This is a genomic window from Klebsiella sp. P1954, assembly GCF_018199955.1.
Taxonomy (GTDB): domain Bacteria; phylum Pseudomonadota; class Gammaproteobacteria; order Enterobacterales; family Enterobacteriaceae; genus Klebsiella; species Klebsiella pneumoniae.
This window is the reverse complement of sequence record NZ_CP073373.1, coordinates 4,127,312-4,145,934: the sequence shown is the minus strand read 5'-3', so window position 1 is coordinate 4,145,934 and position 18,623 is coordinate 4,127,312. Positions and strand designations below refer to the sequence as shown.

The window sequence follows — 18,623 nt, the reverse complement described above, 5'->3', positions numbered from 1 at the left end:
AACTTAAACGCAGGATAGACGCCTATGAAACCACGTCAGCGCCAGGCAGCCATTCTCGAGTTCCTGCAGTCGCAGGGAAAATGCTCGGTCGAAGAGCTGGCGCAACACTTCGATACCACTGGCACCACCATCCGCAAGGATCTGGTCACGCTGGAAAACGCCGGCACCGTCATTCGCACCTACGGTGGCGTGGTACTCAACAAGGATGAAGCCGATCCGCCGATTGACCATAAGACGCTGATCAACACCCATAAAAAAGCGCAGATTGCCGAGGCCGCCGTGCGATACATCCACGATGGCGATTCAATTATCCTCGACGCCGGCAGCACCGTGCTGCAGATGGTGCCATTGCTGAGTCACTTTAATAACATCACGGTGATGACCAACAGCCTGCATATCGTCAACGCGCTATCAGAGTTCGATAACGAGCAGACCATCCTGATGCCGGGCGGCACCTTCCGTAAAAAATCGGCCTCTTTTCACGGCCAGCTGGCGGAAAACGCCTTCGAACAGTTCAGCTTCGACAAGCTGTTTATGGGCACCGACGGTATCGATCTGAACGCCGGAGTCACTACCTTTAATGAGGTCTATACCGTCAGCAAAGCGATGTGCAACGCCGCCCGCGAAGTGATCCTGATGGCCGACTCATCCAAGTTTGGTCGTAAAAGCCCCAATATTGTCTGCGGCCTTGAACGCGTGGATAAATTGATTACCGATGCCGATATTGACCCGGAATTCCAGCGGGCGCTGGAAGCCAAAGGCATTGAAGTCATTATTACTGGAGAACATCATGAGTAACTTTTTGTTAGAGGCCGGACGCCAGACCCTGATGCTTGAGCTGCAGGAGGCGAGCCGCCTGCCGGAGCGCCTGGGCGACGACTTCATCCGCGCGGCGGAAACCATTATCCACTGCGAGGGCAAACTGATTGTCTCCGGTATCGGTAAATCCGGCCACATCGGTAAAAAGCTGGCGGCAACCTTCGCCAGCACCGGCACCCCGGCCTTTTTCGTCCATCCGGCGGAAGCCCTGCACGGCGATCTCGGCATGCTCGATAGCCGCGACGTGATGCTGTTTATCTCCTACTCCGGTAGCGCGAAAGAGCTGGATCTCATCGTGCCGCGGCTGGAAGAAAAAGGCATTCCGCTGCTGGCGATGACCGGCAAATCCACCTCGCCGCTGGCGCTGGCGGCGAAAGCGGTGCTGGATATCGCCGTGGAGCGCGAGGCCTGCCCGATGCATCTGGCGCCAACCTCCAGCACCGTCAATACGCTGATGCTGGGCGACGCGTTGGCGATGGCGGTGATGCAGGCGCGCGGTTTCAATGAAGAGGATTTCGCCCGTTCCCACCCGGCGGGCGCCCTCGGCGCGCGGCTGCTGAACAAAGTGCATCACCTGATGCGTCGTGATGAAGAAGTGCCGCGGGTCAATACCGAGGCCAACGTCATGGACGCTATGCTCGAACTAAGCCGAACCGGACTCGGCCTGGTGGCGGTCTGCGATGAAGCCAACCGCGTGCAGGGCGTTTTCACCGACGGCGACCTGCGCCGCTGGCTGGTTGCTGGCGGTACGCTCAACGATGGCGTCACTCGGGCGATGACCCGCAACGGCGTAACGCTGCAGGCGGATAGCCGCGCGGTGGAAGCCAAAGAGCGGCTGATGAAACACAAAATCAGCGCCGCGCCGGTAGTGGATGAGAACGGCCAACTGGTCGGCGCCATTAACCTGCAGAACTTTTACCAGGCGGGGATCCTTTAAGCCCCAGACGTTTCGCCAGCCGATGCAGGTTGGCGACGTCCAGTTCCAGCGCTCGGGCGGTCGCCGCCCAGTTGCCCTGGTTCGCCTCCAGCGCGCGGCTAATGGCTTCTCGCTGAAAAGAGTCGGTCGCCTCGCGCAGATTGATGTTTCCCGTCGCGGGCGCCGCTGCCGCCGTCTCAGTCGGCAACATCGGCGCCGCCACCGCAAACTGGAAATGCTGCGGCTCCAGGACCACTTCATCACCGGCCTGGGTGGCCCGCGCCAGCACCACCGCCCGATGGATAGCATGCTCCAGTTCGCGCACGTTGCCCGGCCAGGACCACTGCTGCAGCCGGTTTCGCGCCGCCTCAGCCAAAATGACCCGCGCCAGCCCCATCCGCAGGCGGCACTGCTCGCAGAAATAGCCCGCCAGCAGCACCACGTCACTTTCCCGCTCGCGTAGCGGCGGAACCGACAGCGGGAAGACGCTCAGCCGATGGTACAGATCGGCGCGAAAGCGCCCTTCCACCACCTCCTGGCGCAGATCGCGGTTCGTCGCCGCCAGCACCCGCACATCGACCCGCAGGCTGCGGTCATCGCCGACGCGCTGAATATCGCCATACTGCAGCACGCGCAGCAGTTTGGCCTGCAACGCCAGCGACAGTTCGCCGATTTCGTCAAGAAACAGGGTGCCATTATCCGCCATCTCAAATTTACCGCTGCGGTTGCTGATAGCCCCGGTAAATGCCCCTTTCACATGGCCGAACAGCTCGCTCTCCGCTACGCTTTCCGGCAGCGCCGCGCAGTTGAGGTACACCAGAGGGTTGGCGGCTCGCGGTGACCCCTGATGCACCGCCTTCGCCACCAGCTCTTTGCCGGTGCCGGTTTCGCCGCTGATCAGCACGTTTAAATCCGAGGCGGCGACGATATCGATCTCTTTTTTCAGCTGCAGCATGGGCCCCGACAGGCCGATGATCTCCTGGCGCTCCGGCAGCGGGTAATTCACCGCCTGCGCCGGCAGGACGTTTTGCGCTTCAAGGCGGGCGATAAGCAGCGCATTATTCAGCGCCCCGGCCACCAGCGCGGCAATCAGCCGCAGCTCTTCATCGCTGAAGCTATCGAAACGATCGGCATCCATGCCGTCCAGGGTCAGCGCGCCAATCAGCGTCTGCCCGGCAAACAGCGGCAGTCCCACGCAGGCATGGACTTTGAGGCTCTCATGACCGGGGATCAGCCCGTCATAGGGGTCGGGCAGGTCGCTATCCGCCGGGAAGCGCACCACATCCCCGGCGCGCGCAATCGCCTCCAGCCGCGGGTGTCCTTCCAGGGCAAAGCGCCGACCGAGCACATCCTGCGCCAGGCCATCGATCGCCAGCGGCACAAACTGATGCGCCTCATAGCGCAGCAGCGCCGAGGCATCGCAGCCAAGAATTTGCCGCAGGGTAGTAATCAGGCGCGAAAAGCGGTCGGTGTGACCAATATCGCTTTGTAAATCTATGGCGATTCTCGCCAGCTCGTCGACGGAAAAACTCATTGCCGCTCCATTGTCATTTTGACAATACGCATTGTCATATCGACTATTTTAACCATTGTCATTTTGACAACAACCAAAATCAGAAAAAATTAAAAACAGATAATTATCAATGAATTAAAAAGTTGGCACGCAACTTGATATAAGCCAGTCAACTGAGTTTAAACACACTGTATTGATTGAGGTTGCTATGTCTATTGTGGTGAAAAATAACATTCTTTGGGTTGGCCAACGTGACTGGGAAGTGCGTGATTTCCACGGCACCGAATATAAAACGCTGCGCGGCAGCAGCTACAACAGCTATCTCATCCGCGAAGAGAAAAACGTGCTGATCGATACCGTCGATCATAAATTCAGCCGCGAGTTCGTACAGAACCTGCGCCGCGAAATCGACCTCGCCGACCTCGACTATATCGTCATTAACCACGCCGAAGAGGACCATGCCGGCGCGCTGACCGAACTGATGATGCAGATCCCGGATACGCCGATCTACTGCACCGCCAACGCCATCGACTCGATCAACGGCCACCATCATCATCCGGAGTGGAACTTCCACGTGGTGAAAACCGGCGATACTCTCGACATCGGTAACGGTAAACAGCTGATCTTCGTGGAAACGCCGATGCTGCACTGGCCGGACAGCATGATGACCTACCTGACCGGCGACGCGGTGCTGTTCAGCAACGACGCCTTCGGCCAGCACTATTGCGACGAACATCTGTTCAACGATGAAGTGGACCAGACTGAACTGTACGAACAGTGCCAGCGCTACTACGCCAACATCCTGACGCCCTTCAGCCGCCTGGTGACGCCGAAAATTACTGAAATCCTCGGCTTCAACCTGCCGGTGGAGATGATTGCCACCTCCCACGGCGTGGTCTGGCGCGATAACCCGACGCAAATCGTCGAGAAATACCTCGAGTGGGCGGCGGATTATCAGGAAGATCGCATCACCATCTTTTACGACACCATGTCCAATAATACCCGCATGATGGCGGACGCCATTGCCCAGGGGATCACCGAGGTTGACCCACGGGTAGCGGTGAAAATCTTTAACGTCGCCCGCAGCGACAAAAACGACATCCTCACCAATGTTTTCCGCTCGAAAGGCGTACTTGTCGGCACGTCCACCATGAACAACGTGATGATGCCGAAAATCGCCGGGCTGGTGGAAGAGATGACCGGGCTGCGTTTTCGCAATAAACGCGCCAGCGCCTTTGGCTCGCACGGCTGGAGCGGCGGCGCGGTAGACCGCCTGTCCACCCGCCTGCAGGATGCCGGCTTTGAGATGTCGCTGAGCCTGAAAGCCAAATGGCGCCCGGATATCGACGCGCTGGAGCTGTGCCGCCAACACGGTCGCGACATCGCCCGCCAATGGGCCCTCTCGCCGCTGCCGGTTGCTGAAGCAGCGACAACGCCGGAACCACAAGACTGCGCCTGTGCCGCCGCCGCGGCCGCCGATCTCGGTCCCATGATGCAGTGCAGCGTGTGCCAGTGGGTCTATGACCCGGCGAAAGGCGAACCTAATCAGGATGTACAGCCGGGTACGCCGTGGAGCGAAGTGCCGGACAATTTCCTCTGCCCTGAGTGTTCTCTTGGCAAAGATGTCTTTGACGTACTGGCGACGGAGGCAAAATGAGTGATGGCATCGTCATCATCGGCTCGGGCTTCGCGGCCCGCCAGCTGGTGAAAAATATTCGTAAGCAGGATGCGCAAATCCCGCTGACCCTCATCGCCGCCGATAGCATGGATGAATACAACAAACCGGACCTCAGCCATGTCATCAGCCGCGGACAGAAGGCCGACGATCTGACCCTGCAAAGTGCCGGCGAGTTCGCCGAGCAGTACACTCTGCGTCTGTTTCCCCATACCTGGGTAAGCGATATCGACGCCGAAAACCGGTTAGTGAAGAGCCACGATAACCAGTGGCGCTACGACAAACTGGTGCTGGCCACCGGCGCGACGCCGTTTATCCCGTCGGTGCCGGGGCGCGAGCTGATGCTAACGCTCAATAGCCAGCGCGAATATGGCGCGGCGCAGAGCCGGCTGCACGACGCGAAGCGCGTGCTGATCGTCGGCGGCGGCCTGATTGGCTGCGAACTGGCGATGGATTTCTGCCGCGCCGGTAAAGCGGTAACGGTAGTCGATAACTCCGCCAGCGTGCTGGCGGCGCTGATGCCGCCGGAGGCCAGCAGCCGCCTGCAGCATCGGCTCACCGAGATGGGCGTACATCTGATGCTGAAAACGCAGCTGGAGGGGCTGGAGCAAACCGCCGACGGCATTCGCGTCAGTCTCGATCGCCAGCGCGCGATAACCGTCGATGCGGTGGTGGCCGCCGCCGGCCTGCGCCCGGAAACGTCGCTGGCGCGCCACGCCGGACTGCAGATTAACCGCGGTATTGTGGTCAATAGCCAGCTGCAAACCAGCGACCCGGCGATTTATGCGCTCGGCGACTGTGCGGAAATCAACGGCGTGGTACTGCCGTTCCTGCAGCCGATTTTACTCAGCGCCATGTGCCTGAGTAAAAATCTGCTGGCGCAGGCGGGAGAACTCAAGCTGCCGCCAATGCTGGTGAAGGTGAAAACCCCGGATCTGCCGCTGCATCTGGCCGGCGACACCCGCCGCGACGATCTGACGTGGAATATCGTGGCCGCCAAAGAGGGGCTGGTGGCGAAAGGCGTGGATGCCGAAAACCAGCTGCGGGCCTTTGTGGTGAGTGAAGACAAAATGAAGGAAGCCTTTGCGCTGCTCAAACAACTGGTAAGTTGATGGTTTTCCCGGCTTGCGGCGTAAACGCCTTAGCCGGGCTACGGTATTGTCCTGGTAGCCCGGCTAAGCGCAGCGCAAGCCGGGAACATATCCAGCCTAGCGCGCCAGATTGTCGTAGCCGCGCCAGCGATAGTTAAGCACCGATAGCGCCCAACAGGCGACAAACAACCCAACCACCACAAATCCGGCGTCGCCGAGGTTGTCGTTTAACGCCCCTACCCAGCGCCATATTCCGCCGCTGAGCGCAAACTTATCCATTAGCAGGCCCAGCGCTTCCAGGCCGCCGATAAACAGCGCCACCACCACCGAGGTGCCGGTGATGGTCATGTTGTAATAGAGCTTGCGCTGCGGTTTGCTGAACGCCCAGCCGTAGGCGCCGACCATCAGCACGTTATCGAGGGTATCCACCAGCGCCATACCGCTGGCGAACAGTGCCGGAAAGACCATAATCGACCAGACGGAAATCCCGCTCGACGCGCCGGCGGCGGAGATACTCAGTACGCCGATTTCGGTGGCGGTATCAAAACCGAGGCCAAACAGGAAACCGACCAGGTACATCTGCCAGCTGCGGCTTATCAGACGGAAGGTCTTGCCAAACAGCCAGCTCATCACCCCGCCGCCGCTGACGATTTCGTCGCTCACCGGCTCCCCGCGCTTCCATGCCTGAAAGCTGCGCCACACGCTGCGTAAAATCACCAGGTTGATAAAGGCCATCGCCAGTAAAAACAGGGCCGACACGGCGGTGCCGATGACGCTGCCGGTATCATGCAGCCAGCTCATCTGCGTGCTGAAGGCGGTGGCGGTCGCGGCAATCGCCGCCGAGGCCAGCACCACAATCGATGAGTGGCCCAGCGAAAACCACGCCCCGACGGCGAAAGGCCGCCGCCCCTGCTGCATCATCTTGCGGGTCACGTTATCAATCGCCGCAATATGGTCGGCGTCCACCGCGTGGCGCAGGCCGTAGCCCCAGGCCAGCAGGCTGGCGGCCATCAGCGCGCCGCTGTCGCCAAAGGCCTGCAGCGCCCAGCACCAGGCCAGTAAATTCGCCGCGATCAACCCCAGCACCAGACCCGCGGCGCGCGGCTGCTGGCGTAAAACTGTCATTATCATGGTTGTATTCCTTGAGCCTGCCAGCGGGCGGCGGCGATCACCGCCTGACCATAGGCGATTGCGCCGTCACCGGCCGGCAACTGCTGTGCAAACAGCAGAGTAAAATCCGCCAGATAAAAGGTCAATCGCGCCGCCAGCAGGCGGTTATGCAGCACCCCGCCGCTGCAGACCATCGTGTCGATGCCGCGGACGGTGGCGCAGTCGCGGGCCATCGCCGCCAGTCCCCAGGCCAGGGCGTCGTGGAAAGCCCACGCTTTCTGCGCCGGAGTCGCCTGCCAGCTCAGCCATTGCCGCCAGAAGGTCGCTAAATCCAGCGCGTCGTCGCGCCACGGCAGCGTAACCGGGTGGCTGACGCCGGGGCAGCTGGCGGCCAGCGCCTCCAGCCGACAGGCCGCTTCGCCTTCATAGCTCAGACTCTCCGGCGCGCAATCCAGGGCGCAGGCAACGGCATCAAACAGCCGTCCGCAGGATGAGGCGCGCGGCGCGTTAATCCCGCGCTCGATGGCCTGCGCCAGCAGCGGCCAGTTGCGCTGGCGCAGGGTGGCGGCCTGCGGATAATCCTGCCAGTCAGGGACAAATGCCAGACAGTGGGCCAGCAAATTTCGCCACGGCTGGCGTGCCGCCAGGTCCCCCCCTGGCAGCGCGACGGCCGGCAGCCCGCCAAGATGTTCGCATTCGCGATAGTTGACCCGCAGGCACTCCCCGCCCCACAGCGCGCCGTTCTCCCCCATACCAATACCGTCGAGTGTCAGGGCGATAACGTCCCCGCCGTCAAGCGGCCAGCGGTGCTCCGCCAGGCATGCCGCGGCGTGCGCATGGTGATGCAGCACTGTCTCCAGCGGCAGGGGCAGGGAGGCCGCCCACTGCGTTGAACGATAGCCGGGATGGGCATCAACCACCACCCGCTGCGGCACAAACGCGTAAATGCTCTGCATCAGCTGCAGGGCGCTGCGCCACTGCTGTTCAACACCTTCCTCGCCAAGATCGCCAAAGTGCTGGCTCAGCACCGCTTCGCTGCCGCGCGCCAGGCAGAAGGTATTTTTCATATCCGCGCCGAGAGCCAGCAGCGGCGGGATGTCTCCTAGCCCCGGCGGCAGCGGCAGCGCGTCCGGGACGTAGCCCCGGGCGCGGCGCAGCATTTCACCGCTTGAGCGCACCAGTGAATCATCCATCCGCTGTACGATGTCGCGATTATGCAAGAGAAAGCCGTCGGCAATGTCGGCTAACTCATTGAGCGCCTGAGCATTACTTAACGCCGGCGGACGGCCGCTAAGGTTGCCGGAGGTCATTACGATGGGGCGCGCCAGGCCCTGCAGAAGCAAATGCTGCAGCGGATTAGACGGCAGCATCACCCCAACTTCCGCAAGCCCTGGCGCTATTTCGTCGCACAGGCCGGAGACCTGCGCTTTGGCAATCAGTACGATGGGCGCCGCCGGGGAGCCCATCAGCGCCGCGGCGGCGGCGGGTAAGCCCGTTGCCGTCGGCAGCATTACCGCCAGCGGTTTTGCCGGGCGGTGTTTTCGCGCCCGCAGCGTGGCAACGGCAGCGGGGTTACCGGCATCGCAGGCCAGATGAAAGCCGCCGATGCCTTTTATCGCCACGATGTCGCCCGCCGCCAGCCGGGCGATAGCCGCCTGCAGCGCCGCCTCGCCGTCCAGCGTTTCCCCCTCTGCCCGCCATTCCAGTCGCGGCCCGCAGTCGGGGCAGGCCACCGGCTGGGCGTGAAAACGGCGATCGGCAGGATCGCGGAATTCCGCTTCACAAGGGGAACAGAGCGGGAACGGCGCCATTGCGGTGAAGGGCCGGTCGTAGGGCATGGCGCGAATAATGGTTAACCGCGGGCCGCAGTGGGTGCAGTTGATAAAGGGGTAGCGGTAGCGGCGTGCCCGGGGATCGTTCATCTCCGCGAGGCACGCCGGGCAGGTCGCGGCATCGGGCACAATCTGAGTCCGCATCCGTCCCGCCCCGCTCTCGCGGATGGTGAAATCCTGCGGCGTGGCCGCCCAGCGATAGGGAATGCAGGCGGTACTGTCGATCCGCGCCAGCGGCGGGCAGTGGTCAGCCAGAGCGGCAGTAAAACCGTCGTCGCCCCCGACCAGCCGCACCAGTACGCCGTCGCCGTCGTTACAGACATCGCCGCAGCGGGCCTGCGCCCGGGCCAGCTGCCAGACAAAGGGGCGGAACCCCACCCCCTGCACTTTACCGCGAATGCGGATTTGCACCCCGTTCATGCCTTGACTTACCAGGCCAGCGCCGTACGGCGACGTTTCTCGATATTCATCTGCTCAAGTTTGTTGCGGTCAACGCACACGAGGGCATGCGTCGGGCAGACTTCCATGCAGGCCGGGCCGCTCTCGCGGTGGAAGCAGAGATCGCACTTGTTGGCTTCGGCTTTTTCCGCCACGACGTTCAGTCCGGCGCCGCTATGGCGGATCACCGGGCGCACCACCACCTCCATCGCCCCGTACGGGCAGGCGACGACGCAGGTTTTGCAGCCGATGCAACGCTCCTGCATCACATGGACAAAGCCTTTATCGCGGCTGATGGCGCCGTTCGGGCAGACATTGGCGCAGGGGGCGTCTTCACACTGACGGCAGGCGGTCGCCGTGGAAACATTGACCCCTTTGATCACGTGAATACGCGGCTGAAAGGTGTGAGGCGTCAGGGAGGCGCAGTCCTGATGTTCCTGATGGGATACCACGCAGGCCACTTCGCAAGTGCGACAGCCGATACATTTGCTCGCATCGGCGATAATGAAACGGTTCATCCATTTCTCCAGCAGTAAGAAGGTTACGCGCCGGAGTATGCATAATACGTTCCAATTTTTTAATGTATTGATTATAAAGACTATTATAGCTGCGGTTTGCTGTCATCGTCAGTAGTGACGATGACAGCTGACGACGTCAGGCACAGGGGCCCGCCACCAGCGACTCGCGTTCAATCAGCGCTCCGGGAAAGCTTTGCTGAAAGTTGAATTCCCCGCCATCCAGCATAAAGATCAGCCGATTGATGCTCTCTTTAATCATCTCCGTCACCGGCACCCGGACGCTGGCGAGCGACGGCACCATATACGGCGCAAGAGCAATATCGTCAAACCCCACCACCGAGACCTGTTCTGGCACCTTAACGCCCAGCTGGTGAAGCTGCTTCATCGCCCCGATGGCCATATCGTCATTGCTCGCCACCAGCGCGCTGTAGGTAACCCCGCGCTGACGCAGGCTCTCCACCCCCGCCGCCCCGGTTTCCGGCGTCCAGCGCCCTTCGGCGATAAGCGCCTCGTTCAGGGCGATGCCGTGGCCAGCCAGCGCGTCTTTGTAGCCGGCGAGGCGTTCGACGCCGGTGGGAGAGTCAAGGGAGCCGGTAATAAAGGCGATATCGCGATGGCCAAGCGCAATCAGCCGCTCCACTACCCGCATCGCCGAGGCTTTTTGATCGGACCAGACGCAGTGGCTGGCGTGGCGGCGCAGGCGGCGATTAAGCACCATGATCGGCTGCGAGTGGTTCTCAACGATCTCGTCCATCTCATCAACGGTGAGAAAGCGCGGGTAGATGATGATCGCATCGCAGCGCAGATCCAGCAGGTACTGGATCGCCTCCCGCTCCTCTTGCGCGCTGTGCTTGCCGTCGGCCAGGATCAGCTGCCGCCCTTTATCCTCCGTCATCCGCGCCACGTGATACAGCAGTTCGCTAAAATAGACGCCGTGGTACAGGGTATTGGTCACCACCAGGCCGAGGGTTTGCGTGGTTTTGGTCGCCAGGTTGCGCGCCAGCAGATTTGGCCGGTAGCCGCTCTCCGCCACCGCCTTAAACACCCGGTCTTTGGTCTCCTGGCTGACATAGCCGTTGCCCGACAGCACCCGCGAAACGGTCGCCTTCGATACCCCCGCGCGCTTTGCGACCTCCAGCATCGTTGCCATGTGATTCTTCCTGTTGCAAAAGTTGCAGGCAGTGTACTGCACGTTTCCCGCTTTTACAGCACTCCCCTGTTCACCAACGCGATCCGGCTCACGGCGACGCTTAGCGATCAAAATCACAAAATTGAGATCATATTTTTTTATTTCTTGTGAAATTAACTGAAACTCACCATGATTTTGTGGAACCGGTTTCCTATAAAAACATGGTATCGCCCGGCGATGCGGGGCGGTGGCAGATCAGTACCCTATTGATAAACAGGATAAAATCCGATGTCGAAAAATTATGCAGCCCTGGCGCAACAGATAGTCGCGGCAATCGGCGGGGTCGACAACGTCGCCGCCGTTACCCACTGCATGACCCGTCTGCGCTTCGTGGTTAAAGACGACGAACAGGTCGATAGCTCTACCCTGAAAGGGCTGGCCGGGGTGCTCGGCGTCGTGCGCAGCGATAACCAGTGCCAGGTGATCATCGGCAACACTGTCTCCCAGGCCTACCGCGAGGTGGTGAATCTGCTGCCTGGCGACCTGCGCCCGGCTGAGCCGCAGGGCAAAGCGCCGCTGACCCTGAAACGCATCGGCGCCGGGATCCTCGACGCGCTGATCGGCACCATGTCACCGCTGATCCCGGCGATTATCGGCGGATCGATGGTCAAGCTGCTGGCGATGATCCTCGAGATGAGCGGCGCGTTGCCGAAAGGCTCGCCGACGCTGACCCTGCTGGCGCTTATCGGCGACGGCGCATTTTTCTTCCTGCCGCTGATGGTGGCCGCCTCCGCGGCGGTGAAATTCAAAACTAATATGTCGCTGGCTATCGCCATCGCCGGGGTGCTGGTGCATCCTGGGTTTATCGAATTGATGGCCAAAGCCGCCCAGGGAGAACACGTTGAATTCGCCTTTATTCCGGTTACCGCGGTGAAATACACCTATACGGTGATCCCGGCGCTGGTGATGACCTGGTGCCTGTCGTATATCGAGCGCTGGGTGGATCGCATTACCCCGGCGGTGACGAAAAACTTTCTGAAGCCGATGCTGATCGTGCTGATCGCCGCCCCGCTGGCGATCCTGCTGATTGGCCCGCTGGGCATCTGGATCGGCAGCGCCATTTCCGCGCTGGTGTATACGATCCACAGCTATCTCGGCTGGCTGTCGGTGGCGATCATGGGCGGGCTGTGGCCGCTGTTGGTGATGACCGGTATGCACCGCGTCTTTACGCCGACCATCATTCAGACCATCGCCGAAACCGGCAAAGAGGGTATGGTGATGCCATCGGAGATCGGCGCCAACCTGTCGCTCGGCGGCTCTTCGCTGGCGGTAGCGTGGAAAACCAAAAACCCGGAGCTGCGCCAGACGGCGCTGGCCGCCGCGGCATCGGCGATTCTGGCCGGGATTTCCGAACCGGCGCTGTATGGCGTGGCGGTGCGCCTGAAGCGCCCGCTGATCGCCAGCTTAATCAGCGGCTTTATCTGCGGCGCGGTGGCAGGTATTGCCGGACTGGCCAGCCATTCGATGGCGGCGCCGGGGCTGTTTACCAGCGTGCAGTTTTTCGATCCGGCCAATCCAATGACCATCGTCTGGGTGTTTGGCGTGATGGCGCTGTCGGTGGTGCTGTCGTTTGCCCTGACGCTGATCCTTGGCTTTGAGGACATTCCCGTTGAGCAGGCCGCTGCCGACGCCAGAGCGCGCCAGGCCCGGGCCCAGGCATCCCACGCCTGAATACACTATTGATAATGAGGTAATGCATGGCGAGTTTCCCACAGGGATTTTTATGGGGCGGCGCACTGGCCGCCAACCAGTCTGAAGGCGCTTATCTTGAAGGCGGTAAGGGGCTGACCACCGTGGATACCCTTCCCCACGGCGCCCATCGCCTGCCGGTAAAATTAGGCCTGGAGAAGCGCTTTACGCTGCGTGAAGACGAATTTTACCCCAGCCACCAGGCGATCGATTTTTACCATCGCTATAAAGAAGATATCGCCCTGATGGCCGAGATGGGGTTCAGCGTCTTTCGCACCTCCATCGCCTGGAGCCGCCTGTTCCCACGCGGCGACGAACAGCAGCCGAATCCGCAGGGCATCGCCTTCTATCGCTCACTGTTCGAGGAGTGCAAAAAGCACGGTATCGAGCCGCTGGTCACCCTGTGCCATTTCGACGTGCCGATGCATCTGGTGATGGAGTACGGCTCCTGGCGCAACCGCAAAATGGTGGATTTTTTCAGCCACTACGCCCGCACCTGCTTTGAAGCTTTTGACGGCCTGGTGAAATACTGGCTCACCTTCAATGAAATCAACATCATGCTGCACAGCCCCTACTCCGGCGCCGGTCTGGTGTTTGAAGAGGGTGAAAACCAGGAGCAGGTGAAGTATCAGGCCGCGCATCACGAGCTGGTGGCCAGCGCGCTGGCGACGAAAATCGCCCATGAGATTAACCCACAAAATCAGGTCGGCTGTATGCTGGCCGGCGGTAATTTCTACCCTTACTCCTGCAAGCCGGAAGATGTATGGATGGCGCTGGAGAAGGACCGCGAAAACCTGTTCTTTATCGATGTCCAGGCCCGCGGCGCCTATCCGGTGTGGGCCGCGCGGGTGTTCCGGGAAAAAGGGGTCACGATTGCGAAACAGCCGGGCGATGACGAGATCCTCAAAAACACCGTCGATTTCGTCTCCTTTAGCTACTACGCGTCGCGCTGCGCCTCGGCGGAGATGAACGCCAGCAACACCAATGCCGCCAACATCGTCAAGTCGCTGAAGAACCCGCACATTCCGGCCAGCGAATGGGGCTGGGGCATCGACCCGCTGGGCCTGCGCATCACCATGAACATGATGTACGACCGCTATCAGAAACCGCTGTTCCTGGTGGAAAACGGGCTTGGCGCCCGCGATGAGATCGATGCCAATGGGGACATCAATGACGACTATCGCATCAGCTACCTGCGCGAGCACATCAGGGCAATGCGCGATGCTATCGGCGACGGCATTCCGGTAATGGGCTACACCAGCTGGGGCTGCATCGATCTGGTCTCGGCGTCCACCGGCGAGATGAGCAAGCGCTACGGCTTTGTCTATGTCGATCGCGACGATGCCGGCAACGGCACCCTGGCGCGTAAGCGTAAAAAGTCATTCTTCTGGTACCAGAAGGTGATAGCCAGTAACGGCGCCGATCTCGACTAAGCACCCTCGCCCACCCGCGCCCGTTCCCCGCGATAACCGGGGGACGGACGTCGGCTATCTGTTGCATCCATTACATGCTTTTTTCTCGAGCCTGATTCCAGTTTCTGGTTTGCCACCGGTTTACAATAACTGGTAATTTATCCAGTACTTTTACAGGGGTATCTTCAGCAAGGAGCACATCATGAGCGCACAGCACCCTACCGCAGCCAGAGGGATAGCCAGGGCCATTCGCCAGTTAACCGTGGGATATGTCAGAAAACGCCATGAGGACCGCAAAACGCGGGAGACGCGGCGCTACACCCGCCACGCGGCATTAAGCTTAAACGGCGACTGGCTGGAGCAGGCGGGGTTTCCGGTCGGCACGCAGGTCAGAGTCTCGGTGTCGCCCGGTAAATTAGTGATAGAGAATCTTGAGCTGGCAGCGCCGGGAACGGGGCTCCCTTCCGGCCAGTCGTGCGCCGGCGGAGAGCCCGGTTCGCCGCAGGGCTAGTCGTCCGCGGCCTCCAGCTGAGTAAAGCCGCCCTTGCCCTGCCAGCCTGCCAGCTGCTGATACACCCGGGCAACGGCCTCTTTCACCGGCTGGGTCATCGGATAATAAAAACCGACGATATCCGGCTGAATGCCGAGGAAAATCACCTCGCCGACGTCCTCTTTCAGCTGATCGACCAGATAGTTGAGCGGCATGTTATGGGTGGTCATCATAAACATCTCGGCGATGTCGTCGGGATCGATGATGCGAATGTCGCCGGGGTTTAGGCCCATATCGGTGGCATCGACAATCAGCAGGCGTTCGGGGCGTAATTCGCGGATCGCCACGATGTCGTTTTCCGGCGCGCTGCCGCCGTCGATGACCACCCACTGGCCGGCCGGGTTCGCCGCGCACATCTCCGCCAGCAGCGGGCCGGCGCCGTCGTCGCCCATCATGCTGTTGCCGACACAGAGTAAAACGTCAGTCACGTAATCTCCTCACCATCAGGTAGATGGCGCTCTCCTGGTGAATATCATGCAGCATGCTGAGCAGGGTTTTGCTCCACGCCTGCTGCTGCGGGGTCTGCGCGGACTGCGCTTTATCAAAGGCGTTGGCCAGCATCGCCACATGACTGCTGTCGATGACGATTTCGCCATACTTCGGCACGCCCTCCATTTTGCGCCGCGCGGCGCTTCCGGCCTCAAGGGTGGCGATCCATGCCAGATACGCGTCCCACGGGCAGCTCAGCGCCGCCTCCAGACAGTCGATGACGCCGAGGTGGTGGCCAATCGCCAGGCTGTAATAGACCACCTGCTGCGCCTGATCCGGCGTGGCGTCGTTCTCATCAATAAATTTACGGCTCAGCTGACTGAACACCACCGTCTCGCTCATCGGATACGCGCCCCCTCGACCACCTGGTTGAGATGGGTGACGATCTCGGTCAGACGCGGATCTTTCTCCGCCTCCAGCCAGCGCAGCACCTGGCTGTCGCCCTGGCCAAGCAGACGCATATAGTCATCGGCAATCTGCCGTCCATAGCGGTAGCCCGCCAGACGCCGCGCTTCGCGATCGATGCGCACCCGCAGAGGCTGCACCATATCGGCATGCAGCAGCTCGGTCGGCTGTTCGTCGAGCTCACCCGGCAGACGGGCATGAATTTTCTGCTCCAGCAGGCCAAGCGCCATGGCGAAGCCGTACAGCGTGGCGGCTGGCGTCGGTGGGCAGCCCGGAATATAGACGTCGACCGGTACGATTTTATCGGTACCGCCCCAGACGCAGTACAGGTCGTGGAAGATGCCGCCGCTGTTGCCGCAGGCGCCGTAGGAGATACAGATCTTCGGATCCGGCGCCGACTGCCAGGCGCGCAGCGCCGGGGAGCGCATCGCGCGAGTCACTGCCCCGGTAAACAACAGAATATCGGCATGGCGCGGCGAAGGCACCACCTTAATCCCGAAGCGTTCAGCGTCGAACAACGGCGAAAGGGTGGCGAAAATTTCGATTTCGCAGCCGTTGCAGCCGCCACAGTCGACGCGGTAGACGTAGGCCGAACGTTTAATCTTCTTCAGTAGCGAGGCCTTCATGCTGGCGATGGATTCATCCACCGTCATCGGCACGGGAATGCCGTTTTCATCGCGTGGGCCAAGTAAAGTGCTCATCAGCTGGCCTCCCTCATGTGGCGGGTCAGTTCAATACGATCGGACGGCACCAGGCATTTCTGGCGCTTGCATTCCGGGCAGGTTTCGAAGCTTTCGCGGTGCAGCTCGGCGCGGGTATCGCCGTTATGCTTGAGCAGCGCGATGGCGTAGTCGATCTCCTTCTGCACCGCGAACGGACGCTGGCACTCCCGGCAGTGGCAGATAGCGAAGCGCGACTGCTGGAGGAAATCCTCTTTCTTCCACACCGCCAGCTCATACTCCGGCGACAGCTTAATCGCCGCCGTCGGGCACACCTCTTCACAGCGACCGCAGAAGATGCAGCGCCCGAGATTGAACTGCCACGCCAGCTGGTTAGTGGCCAGATCGATCTCGACCGTCAGGGCGTTCGACGGGCAGGCGTTCACGCAGGCCGCGCAGCCGATACACTGCTGTGGCGTATGCTCCGGCTTGCCGCGAAAGTTTTTGTCCACCGGCATCGGCTCCAGCGGGTAGGCGTGCGTCTCGGTGCCGGTCTTAATAACTTTTTTAATAAAGGTAAACATGGCGATTCCTTATTTCAGCGGCGAGTTTTTACGCTCGATGCTGTAGCGCTCCAGCTCTTTGTATGGCACCACTTTGCTCTTCTTCTTGCGTACATCGACCACGGTCATGCGGTCAGTACAGGAGTAGCACGGGTCGAGGCTGCCGATGATCAGCGGCGCATCGGAAACGGTGTTGCCGCGCAGCATATAGCGCAGGGTCGGCCAGTTGGCGTAAGTCGCCGCCCGGCAGCGCCAGCGATACAGTTTCTGGTTGTCGCCGGTCATGCTCCAGTGGATATCGTCGCCGCGCGGCGCCTCGGAGAAGCCCAGCGCGAAGCGGTGCGGAATATAGGTGAACCCCTCCACCATCAGCGGGCCGCCCGGCAGGTTATCGAGACCGAAATCAATCATATTCAGCGCGGTGTAAACCTCGTTGATCCGCACCTTGAGGCGAGATATCACGTCGCAGCCCTGTTCGCTGTGAACTTCCATCGGCAGCAGGCCGTAACCGACAAACGGGTGGTCGGCGCGGGTGTCGCGGGCGTGGCCGCTGGCGCGCACCATCGGGCCTACGTTGCTGAAGTCGCGGGCGATTTCCGGGTCCAGACGGCCAATACCGACGGTACGCTGTTCCATATTCGGCGTGCTGAGCAGCATATCCACCAGCTCCTGCACGTCGCGACGCATCTGCTGCGCCAGATGACGGGTCTGGATCATGTCCTCTTTCAGCAGGTCGCGGCGGATCCCGCCGATCAGGTTCAGGCCGTAGGTTTTACGCGCGCCGGTAAGGATCTCTGCCATCTTCATCGAGGTTTCGCGCACGCGGAAGAACTGCATAAAGCCGGAGTCAAAGCCGGTAAAGTGGCAGGCCAGACCGAGGTTCAGCAGGTGCGAGTGCAGGCGTTCCACCTCCAGCAGAATGGCGCGAATCATCTGCGCCCGCTCCGGCACCACGATGCCCATCGCATTCTCCACCGAGGTGGTGTAAGCGGTGCTGTGGGCGAAGCCGCAGATGCCGCACACCCGGTCCGACAGGAAGGTCACTTCGTTATAACCCATGCGGGTTTCCGCCAGCTTTTCCATCCCGCGATGGACGTAGAACAGGCGGTAGTCGGCGTCGATAATGTTCTCGCCGTCAACGAACAGGCGGAAGTGGCCAGGTTCATCAGAGGTGACGTGCAGCGGGCCGATCGGCACCACGTTGTTTTTCTTGCTGCCGAGCTCGTTAATAAACTCGTAGGTTTCGGCGTCGGTGGTCGGCGCCGGACGCTGGCGATAATCCATGCTGTCTTTGCGCAGCGGATAGAGTTCGTCCGGCCAGTCGTCCGGCAGCACCAGCCGGCGTTCGTCCGGCAGACCGACCGGCACCAGGCCGTACATATCACGCACTTCGCGCTCGCCCCATACCGCCGCCGGGACGCGCGGCGTCACCGACGGGTATTCCGGTTTGTTGGCGTCCACTTCCACGCGCACGGTGATCCAGCATTTGGTGCCCTGCTCCATCGACAGCACGTAATAGACCGCGTAGTGGCCGTTGAGCTTACGTTCATCGTTGCCGAACAGCACCGACAGCCAGCCGCCCTGCTGGTAGTAGAGAAACTCCACCACTTCCGGCAGGTAATTGACCTTCACGGTGATGGTTAACTGGTCTTTGGTCTGCCAGGCTTCGTCCAGCACCACGCCGGGAAAGGCCTGGTGCAGCGCCGCAAGGTAGTGTTGACCGATTTTTTCTTCAGACATGCTCAAACTCTCTTA

The 18,623-nt window shown here is 60.8% G+C and carries 17 protein-coding genes; 7 read left to right on the top strand and 10 right to left on the bottom strand.

Features of this window, described 5'->3' with window-relative positions; translation table 11 throughout:
- The first annotated feature begins 24 nt into the window (after positions 1–24).
- On the top strand, positions 25–798 hold the full coding sequence (gene srlR, locus KB890_RS19960; RefSeq protein WP_002914817.1) for a glucitol operon DNA-binding transcriptional repressor SrlR: 774 nt from the start codon (positions 25–27) through the stop codon (positions 796–798).
- The gene (gene gutQ / locus KB890_RS19955) at positions 791–1,756 is read left to right on the top strand and encodes an arabinose-5-phosphate isomerase GutQ (RefSeq protein WP_004174691.1); all 966 of its coding nucleotides are present in this window, start codon (positions 791–793) and stop codon (positions 1,754–1,756) included. Before srlR ends, gutQ begins: the two co-directional genes overlap by 8 nt.
- Here gutQ and norR read toward each other — a convergent pair.
- Positions 1,719–3,269: a nitric oxide reductase transcriptional regulator NorR gene (gene norR / locus KB890_RS19950; protein WP_004890240.1), complete on the bottom strand. Its 1,551-nt coding sequence runs from the start codon at positions 3,267–3,269 to the stop codon at positions 1,719–1,721. The two genes, gutQ and norR, sit on opposite strands and share 38 nt — an antisense overlap.
- Positions 3,270–3,456: 187 nt before the next feature.
- On the opposite strand from norR, the gene norV reads away from it, so the two are divergent.
- Positions 3,457–4,905 carry an anaerobic nitric oxide reductase flavorubredoxin gene (gene norV / locus KB890_RS19945; RefSeq protein WP_004145759.1) on the top strand — a complete coding sequence of 483 codons (1,449 nt, stop codon included), beginning with the start codon at positions 3,457–3,459 and terminating at the stop codon, positions 4,903–4,905.
- Positions 4,902–6,035 (top strand): NADH:flavorubredoxin reductase NorW, encoded by a 1,134-nt coding sequence (norW, locus tag KB890_RS19940; protein WP_002914823.1) that lies wholly within the window; start codon positions 4,902–4,904, stop codon positions 6,033–6,035. Before norV ends, norW begins: the two co-directional genes overlap by 4 nt.
- Positions 6,036–6,131: 96 nt before the next feature.
- On the opposite strand, the gene KB890_RS19935 is transcribed toward norW, so the two are convergent.
- The 4 genes from KB890_RS19935 to KB890_RS19920 all read right to left on the bottom strand — a co-directional run bounded on the left by KB890_RS19935 (position 6,132) and on the right by KB890_RS19920 (position 11,062).
- Complete coding sequence (locus tag KB890_RS19935) at positions 6,132–7,145, bottom strand: HoxN/HupN/NixA family nickel/cobalt transporter (protein ID WP_020324937.1); 1,014 nt, start codon at positions 7,143–7,145, stop codon at positions 6,132–6,134.
- The gene (hypF, locus tag KB890_RS19930) at positions 7,142–9,376 is read right to left on the bottom strand and encodes a carbamoyltransferase HypF (RefSeq protein WP_020324940.1); all 2,235 of its coding nucleotides are present in this window, start codon (positions 9,374–9,376) and stop codon (positions 7,142–7,144) included. The genes KB890_RS19935 and hypF overlap by 4 nt, the downstream gene beginning before the upstream one ends.
- A gap of 8 nt (positions 9,377–9,384) precedes the next feature.
- Positions 9,385–9,912, bottom strand: coding sequence for an electron transport protein HydN (gene hydN / locus KB890_RS19925; protein ID WP_002914875.1), 528 nt, complete (start codon positions 9,910–9,912; stop codon positions 9,385–9,387).
- A 136-nt stretch (positions 9,913–10,048) separates the two neighbouring features.
- Positions 10,049–11,062 carry a LacI family DNA-binding transcriptional regulator gene (locus KB890_RS19920; protein WP_004174685.1) on the bottom strand — a complete coding sequence of 338 codons (1,014 nt, stop codon included), beginning with the start codon at positions 11,060–11,062 and terminating at the stop codon, positions 10,049–10,051.
- Positions 11,063–11,329: 267 nt separating this feature from the next.
- Here KB890_RS19920 and ascF point away from each other — a divergent pair, with 267 nt between their 5' ends.
- The 3 genes from ascF to KB890_RS19905 all read left to right on the top strand — a co-directional run bounded on the left by ascF (position 11,330) and on the right by KB890_RS19905 (position 14,713).
- Entirely contained in the window at positions 11,330–12,772 is a 1,443-nt protein-coding gene (gene ascF, locus KB890_RS19915) for a PTS cellobiose/arbutin/salicin transporter subunit IIBC (protein ID WP_002914879.1), read from the top strand.
- 26 nt (positions 12,773–12,798) lie between these two features.
- Positions 12,799–14,223 (top strand): 6-phospho-beta-glucosidase, encoded by a 1,425-nt coding sequence (locus KB890_RS19910; protein ID WP_004181034.1) that lies wholly within the window; start codon positions 12,799–12,801, stop codon positions 14,221–14,223.
- Positions 14,224–14,404: 181 nt separating this feature from the next.
- Complete coding sequence (locus KB890_RS19905; RefSeq protein ID WP_002914883.1) at positions 14,405–14,713, top strand: SymE family type I addiction module toxin; 309 nt, start codon at positions 14,405–14,407, stop codon at positions 14,711–14,713.
- Here KB890_RS19905 and hycI read toward each other — a convergent pair.
- The 5 genes from hycI to hycE are packed head-to-tail and all read right to left on the bottom strand — an operon-like array spanning position 14,710 to position 18,608.
- Positions 14,710–15,180 carry a hydrogenase maturation peptidase HycI gene (gene hycI / locus KB890_RS19900; protein WP_004174683.1) on the bottom strand — a complete coding sequence of 157 codons (471 nt, stop codon included), beginning with the start codon at positions 15,178–15,180 and terminating at the stop codon, positions 14,710–14,712. The genes KB890_RS19905 and hycI overlap by 4 nt on opposite strands.
- The gene (locus KB890_RS19895) at positions 15,173–15,583 is read right to left on the bottom strand and encodes a formate hydrogenlyase maturation HycH family protein (protein ID WP_002914887.1); all 411 of its coding nucleotides are present in this window, start codon (positions 15,581–15,583) and stop codon (positions 15,173–15,175) included. Before KB890_RS19895 ends, hycI begins: the two co-directional genes overlap by 8 nt.
- Complete coding sequence (locus KB890_RS19890) at positions 15,580–16,347, bottom strand: NADH-quinone oxidoreductase subunit B family protein (RefSeq protein ID WP_002914891.1); 768 nt, start codon at positions 16,345–16,347, stop codon at positions 15,580–15,582. Before KB890_RS19890 ends, KB890_RS19895 begins: the two co-directional genes overlap by 4 nt.
- On the bottom strand, positions 16,347–16,889 hold the full coding sequence (locus tag KB890_RS19885; RefSeq protein WP_004181037.1) for a formate hydrogenlyase complex iron-sulfur subunit: 543 nt from the start codon (positions 16,887–16,889) through the stop codon (positions 16,347–16,349). The genes KB890_RS19890 and KB890_RS19885 overlap by 1 nt, the downstream gene beginning before the upstream one ends.
- A gap of 9 nt (positions 16,890–16,898) precedes the next feature.
- On the bottom strand, positions 16,899–18,608 hold the full coding sequence (hycE, locus tag KB890_RS19880) for a formate hydrogenlyase subunit HycE (protein ID WP_004181039.1): 1,710 nt from the start codon (positions 18,606–18,608) through the stop codon (positions 16,899–16,901).
- Positions 18,609–18,623 lie beyond the last annotated feature (15 nt).

What these genes read in the sequence shown, in the direction of transcription:
- norV (WP_004145759.1), top strand. Translation starts at nt 3,457, where the DNA reads ATGTCTATTGTGGTGAAAAATAACATTCTTTGGGTTGGCCAACGTGAC.
- KB890_RS19920 (WP_004174685.1), bottom strand. Translation starts at nt 11,062, where the DNA reads ATGGCAACGATGCTGGAGGTCGCAAAGCGCGCGGGGGTATCGAAGGCG.
- KB890_RS19895 (WP_002914887.1), bottom strand. Translation starts at nt 15,583, where the DNA reads ATGAGCGAGACGGTGGTGTTCAGTCAGCTGAGCCGTAAATTTATTGAT.
- hypF (WP_020324940.1), bottom strand. Translation starts at nt 9,376, where the DNA reads ATGAACGGGGTGCAAATCCGCATTCGCGGTAAAGTGCAGGGGGTGGGG.
- gutQ (WP_004174691.1), top strand. Translation starts at nt 791, where the DNA reads ATGAGTAACTTTTTGTTAGAGGCCGGACGCCAGACCCTGATGCTTGAG.
- norR (WP_004890240.1), bottom strand. Translation starts at nt 3,269, where the DNA reads ATGAGTTTTTCCGTCGACGAGCTGGCGAGAATCGCCATAGATTTACAA.
- KB890_RS19905 (WP_002914883.1), top strand. Translation starts at nt 14,405, where the DNA reads ATGAGCGCACAGCACCCTACCGCAGCCAGAGGGATAGCCAGGGCCATT.
- KB890_RS19885 (WP_004181037.1), bottom strand. Translation starts at nt 16,889, where the DNA reads ATGTTTACCTTTATTAAAAAAGTTATTAAGACCGGCACCGAGACGCAC.
- srlR (WP_002914817.1), top strand. Translation starts at nt 25, where the DNA reads ATGAAACCACGTCAGCGCCAGGCAGCCATTCTCGAGTTCCTGCAGTCG.
- KB890_RS19890 (WP_002914891.1), bottom strand. Translation starts at nt 16,347, where the DNA reads ATGAGCACTTTACTTGGCCCACGCGATGAAAACGGCATTCCCGTGCCG.
- norW (WP_002914823.1), top strand. Translation starts at nt 4,902, where the DNA reads ATGAGTGATGGCATCGTCATCATCGGCTCGGGCTTCGCGGCCCGCCAG.
- ascF (WP_002914879.1), top strand. Translation starts at nt 11,330, where the DNA reads ATGTCGAAAAATTATGCAGCCCTGGCGCAACAGATAGTCGCGGCAATC.
- hydN (WP_002914875.1), bottom strand. Translation starts at nt 9,912, where the DNA reads ATGAACCGTTTCATTATCGCCGATGCGAGCAAATGTATCGGCTGTCGC.
- KB890_RS19910 (WP_004181034.1), top strand. Translation starts at nt 12,799, where the DNA reads ATGGCGAGTTTCCCACAGGGATTTTTATGGGGCGGCGCACTGGCCGCC.
- KB890_RS19935 (WP_020324937.1), bottom strand. Translation starts at nt 7,145, where the DNA reads ATGATAATGACAGTTTTACGCCAGCAGCCGCGCGCCGCGGGTCTGGTG.
- hycE (WP_004181039.1), bottom strand. Translation starts at nt 18,608, where the DNA reads ATGTCTGAAGAAAAAATCGGTCAACACTACCTTGCGGCGCTGCACCAG.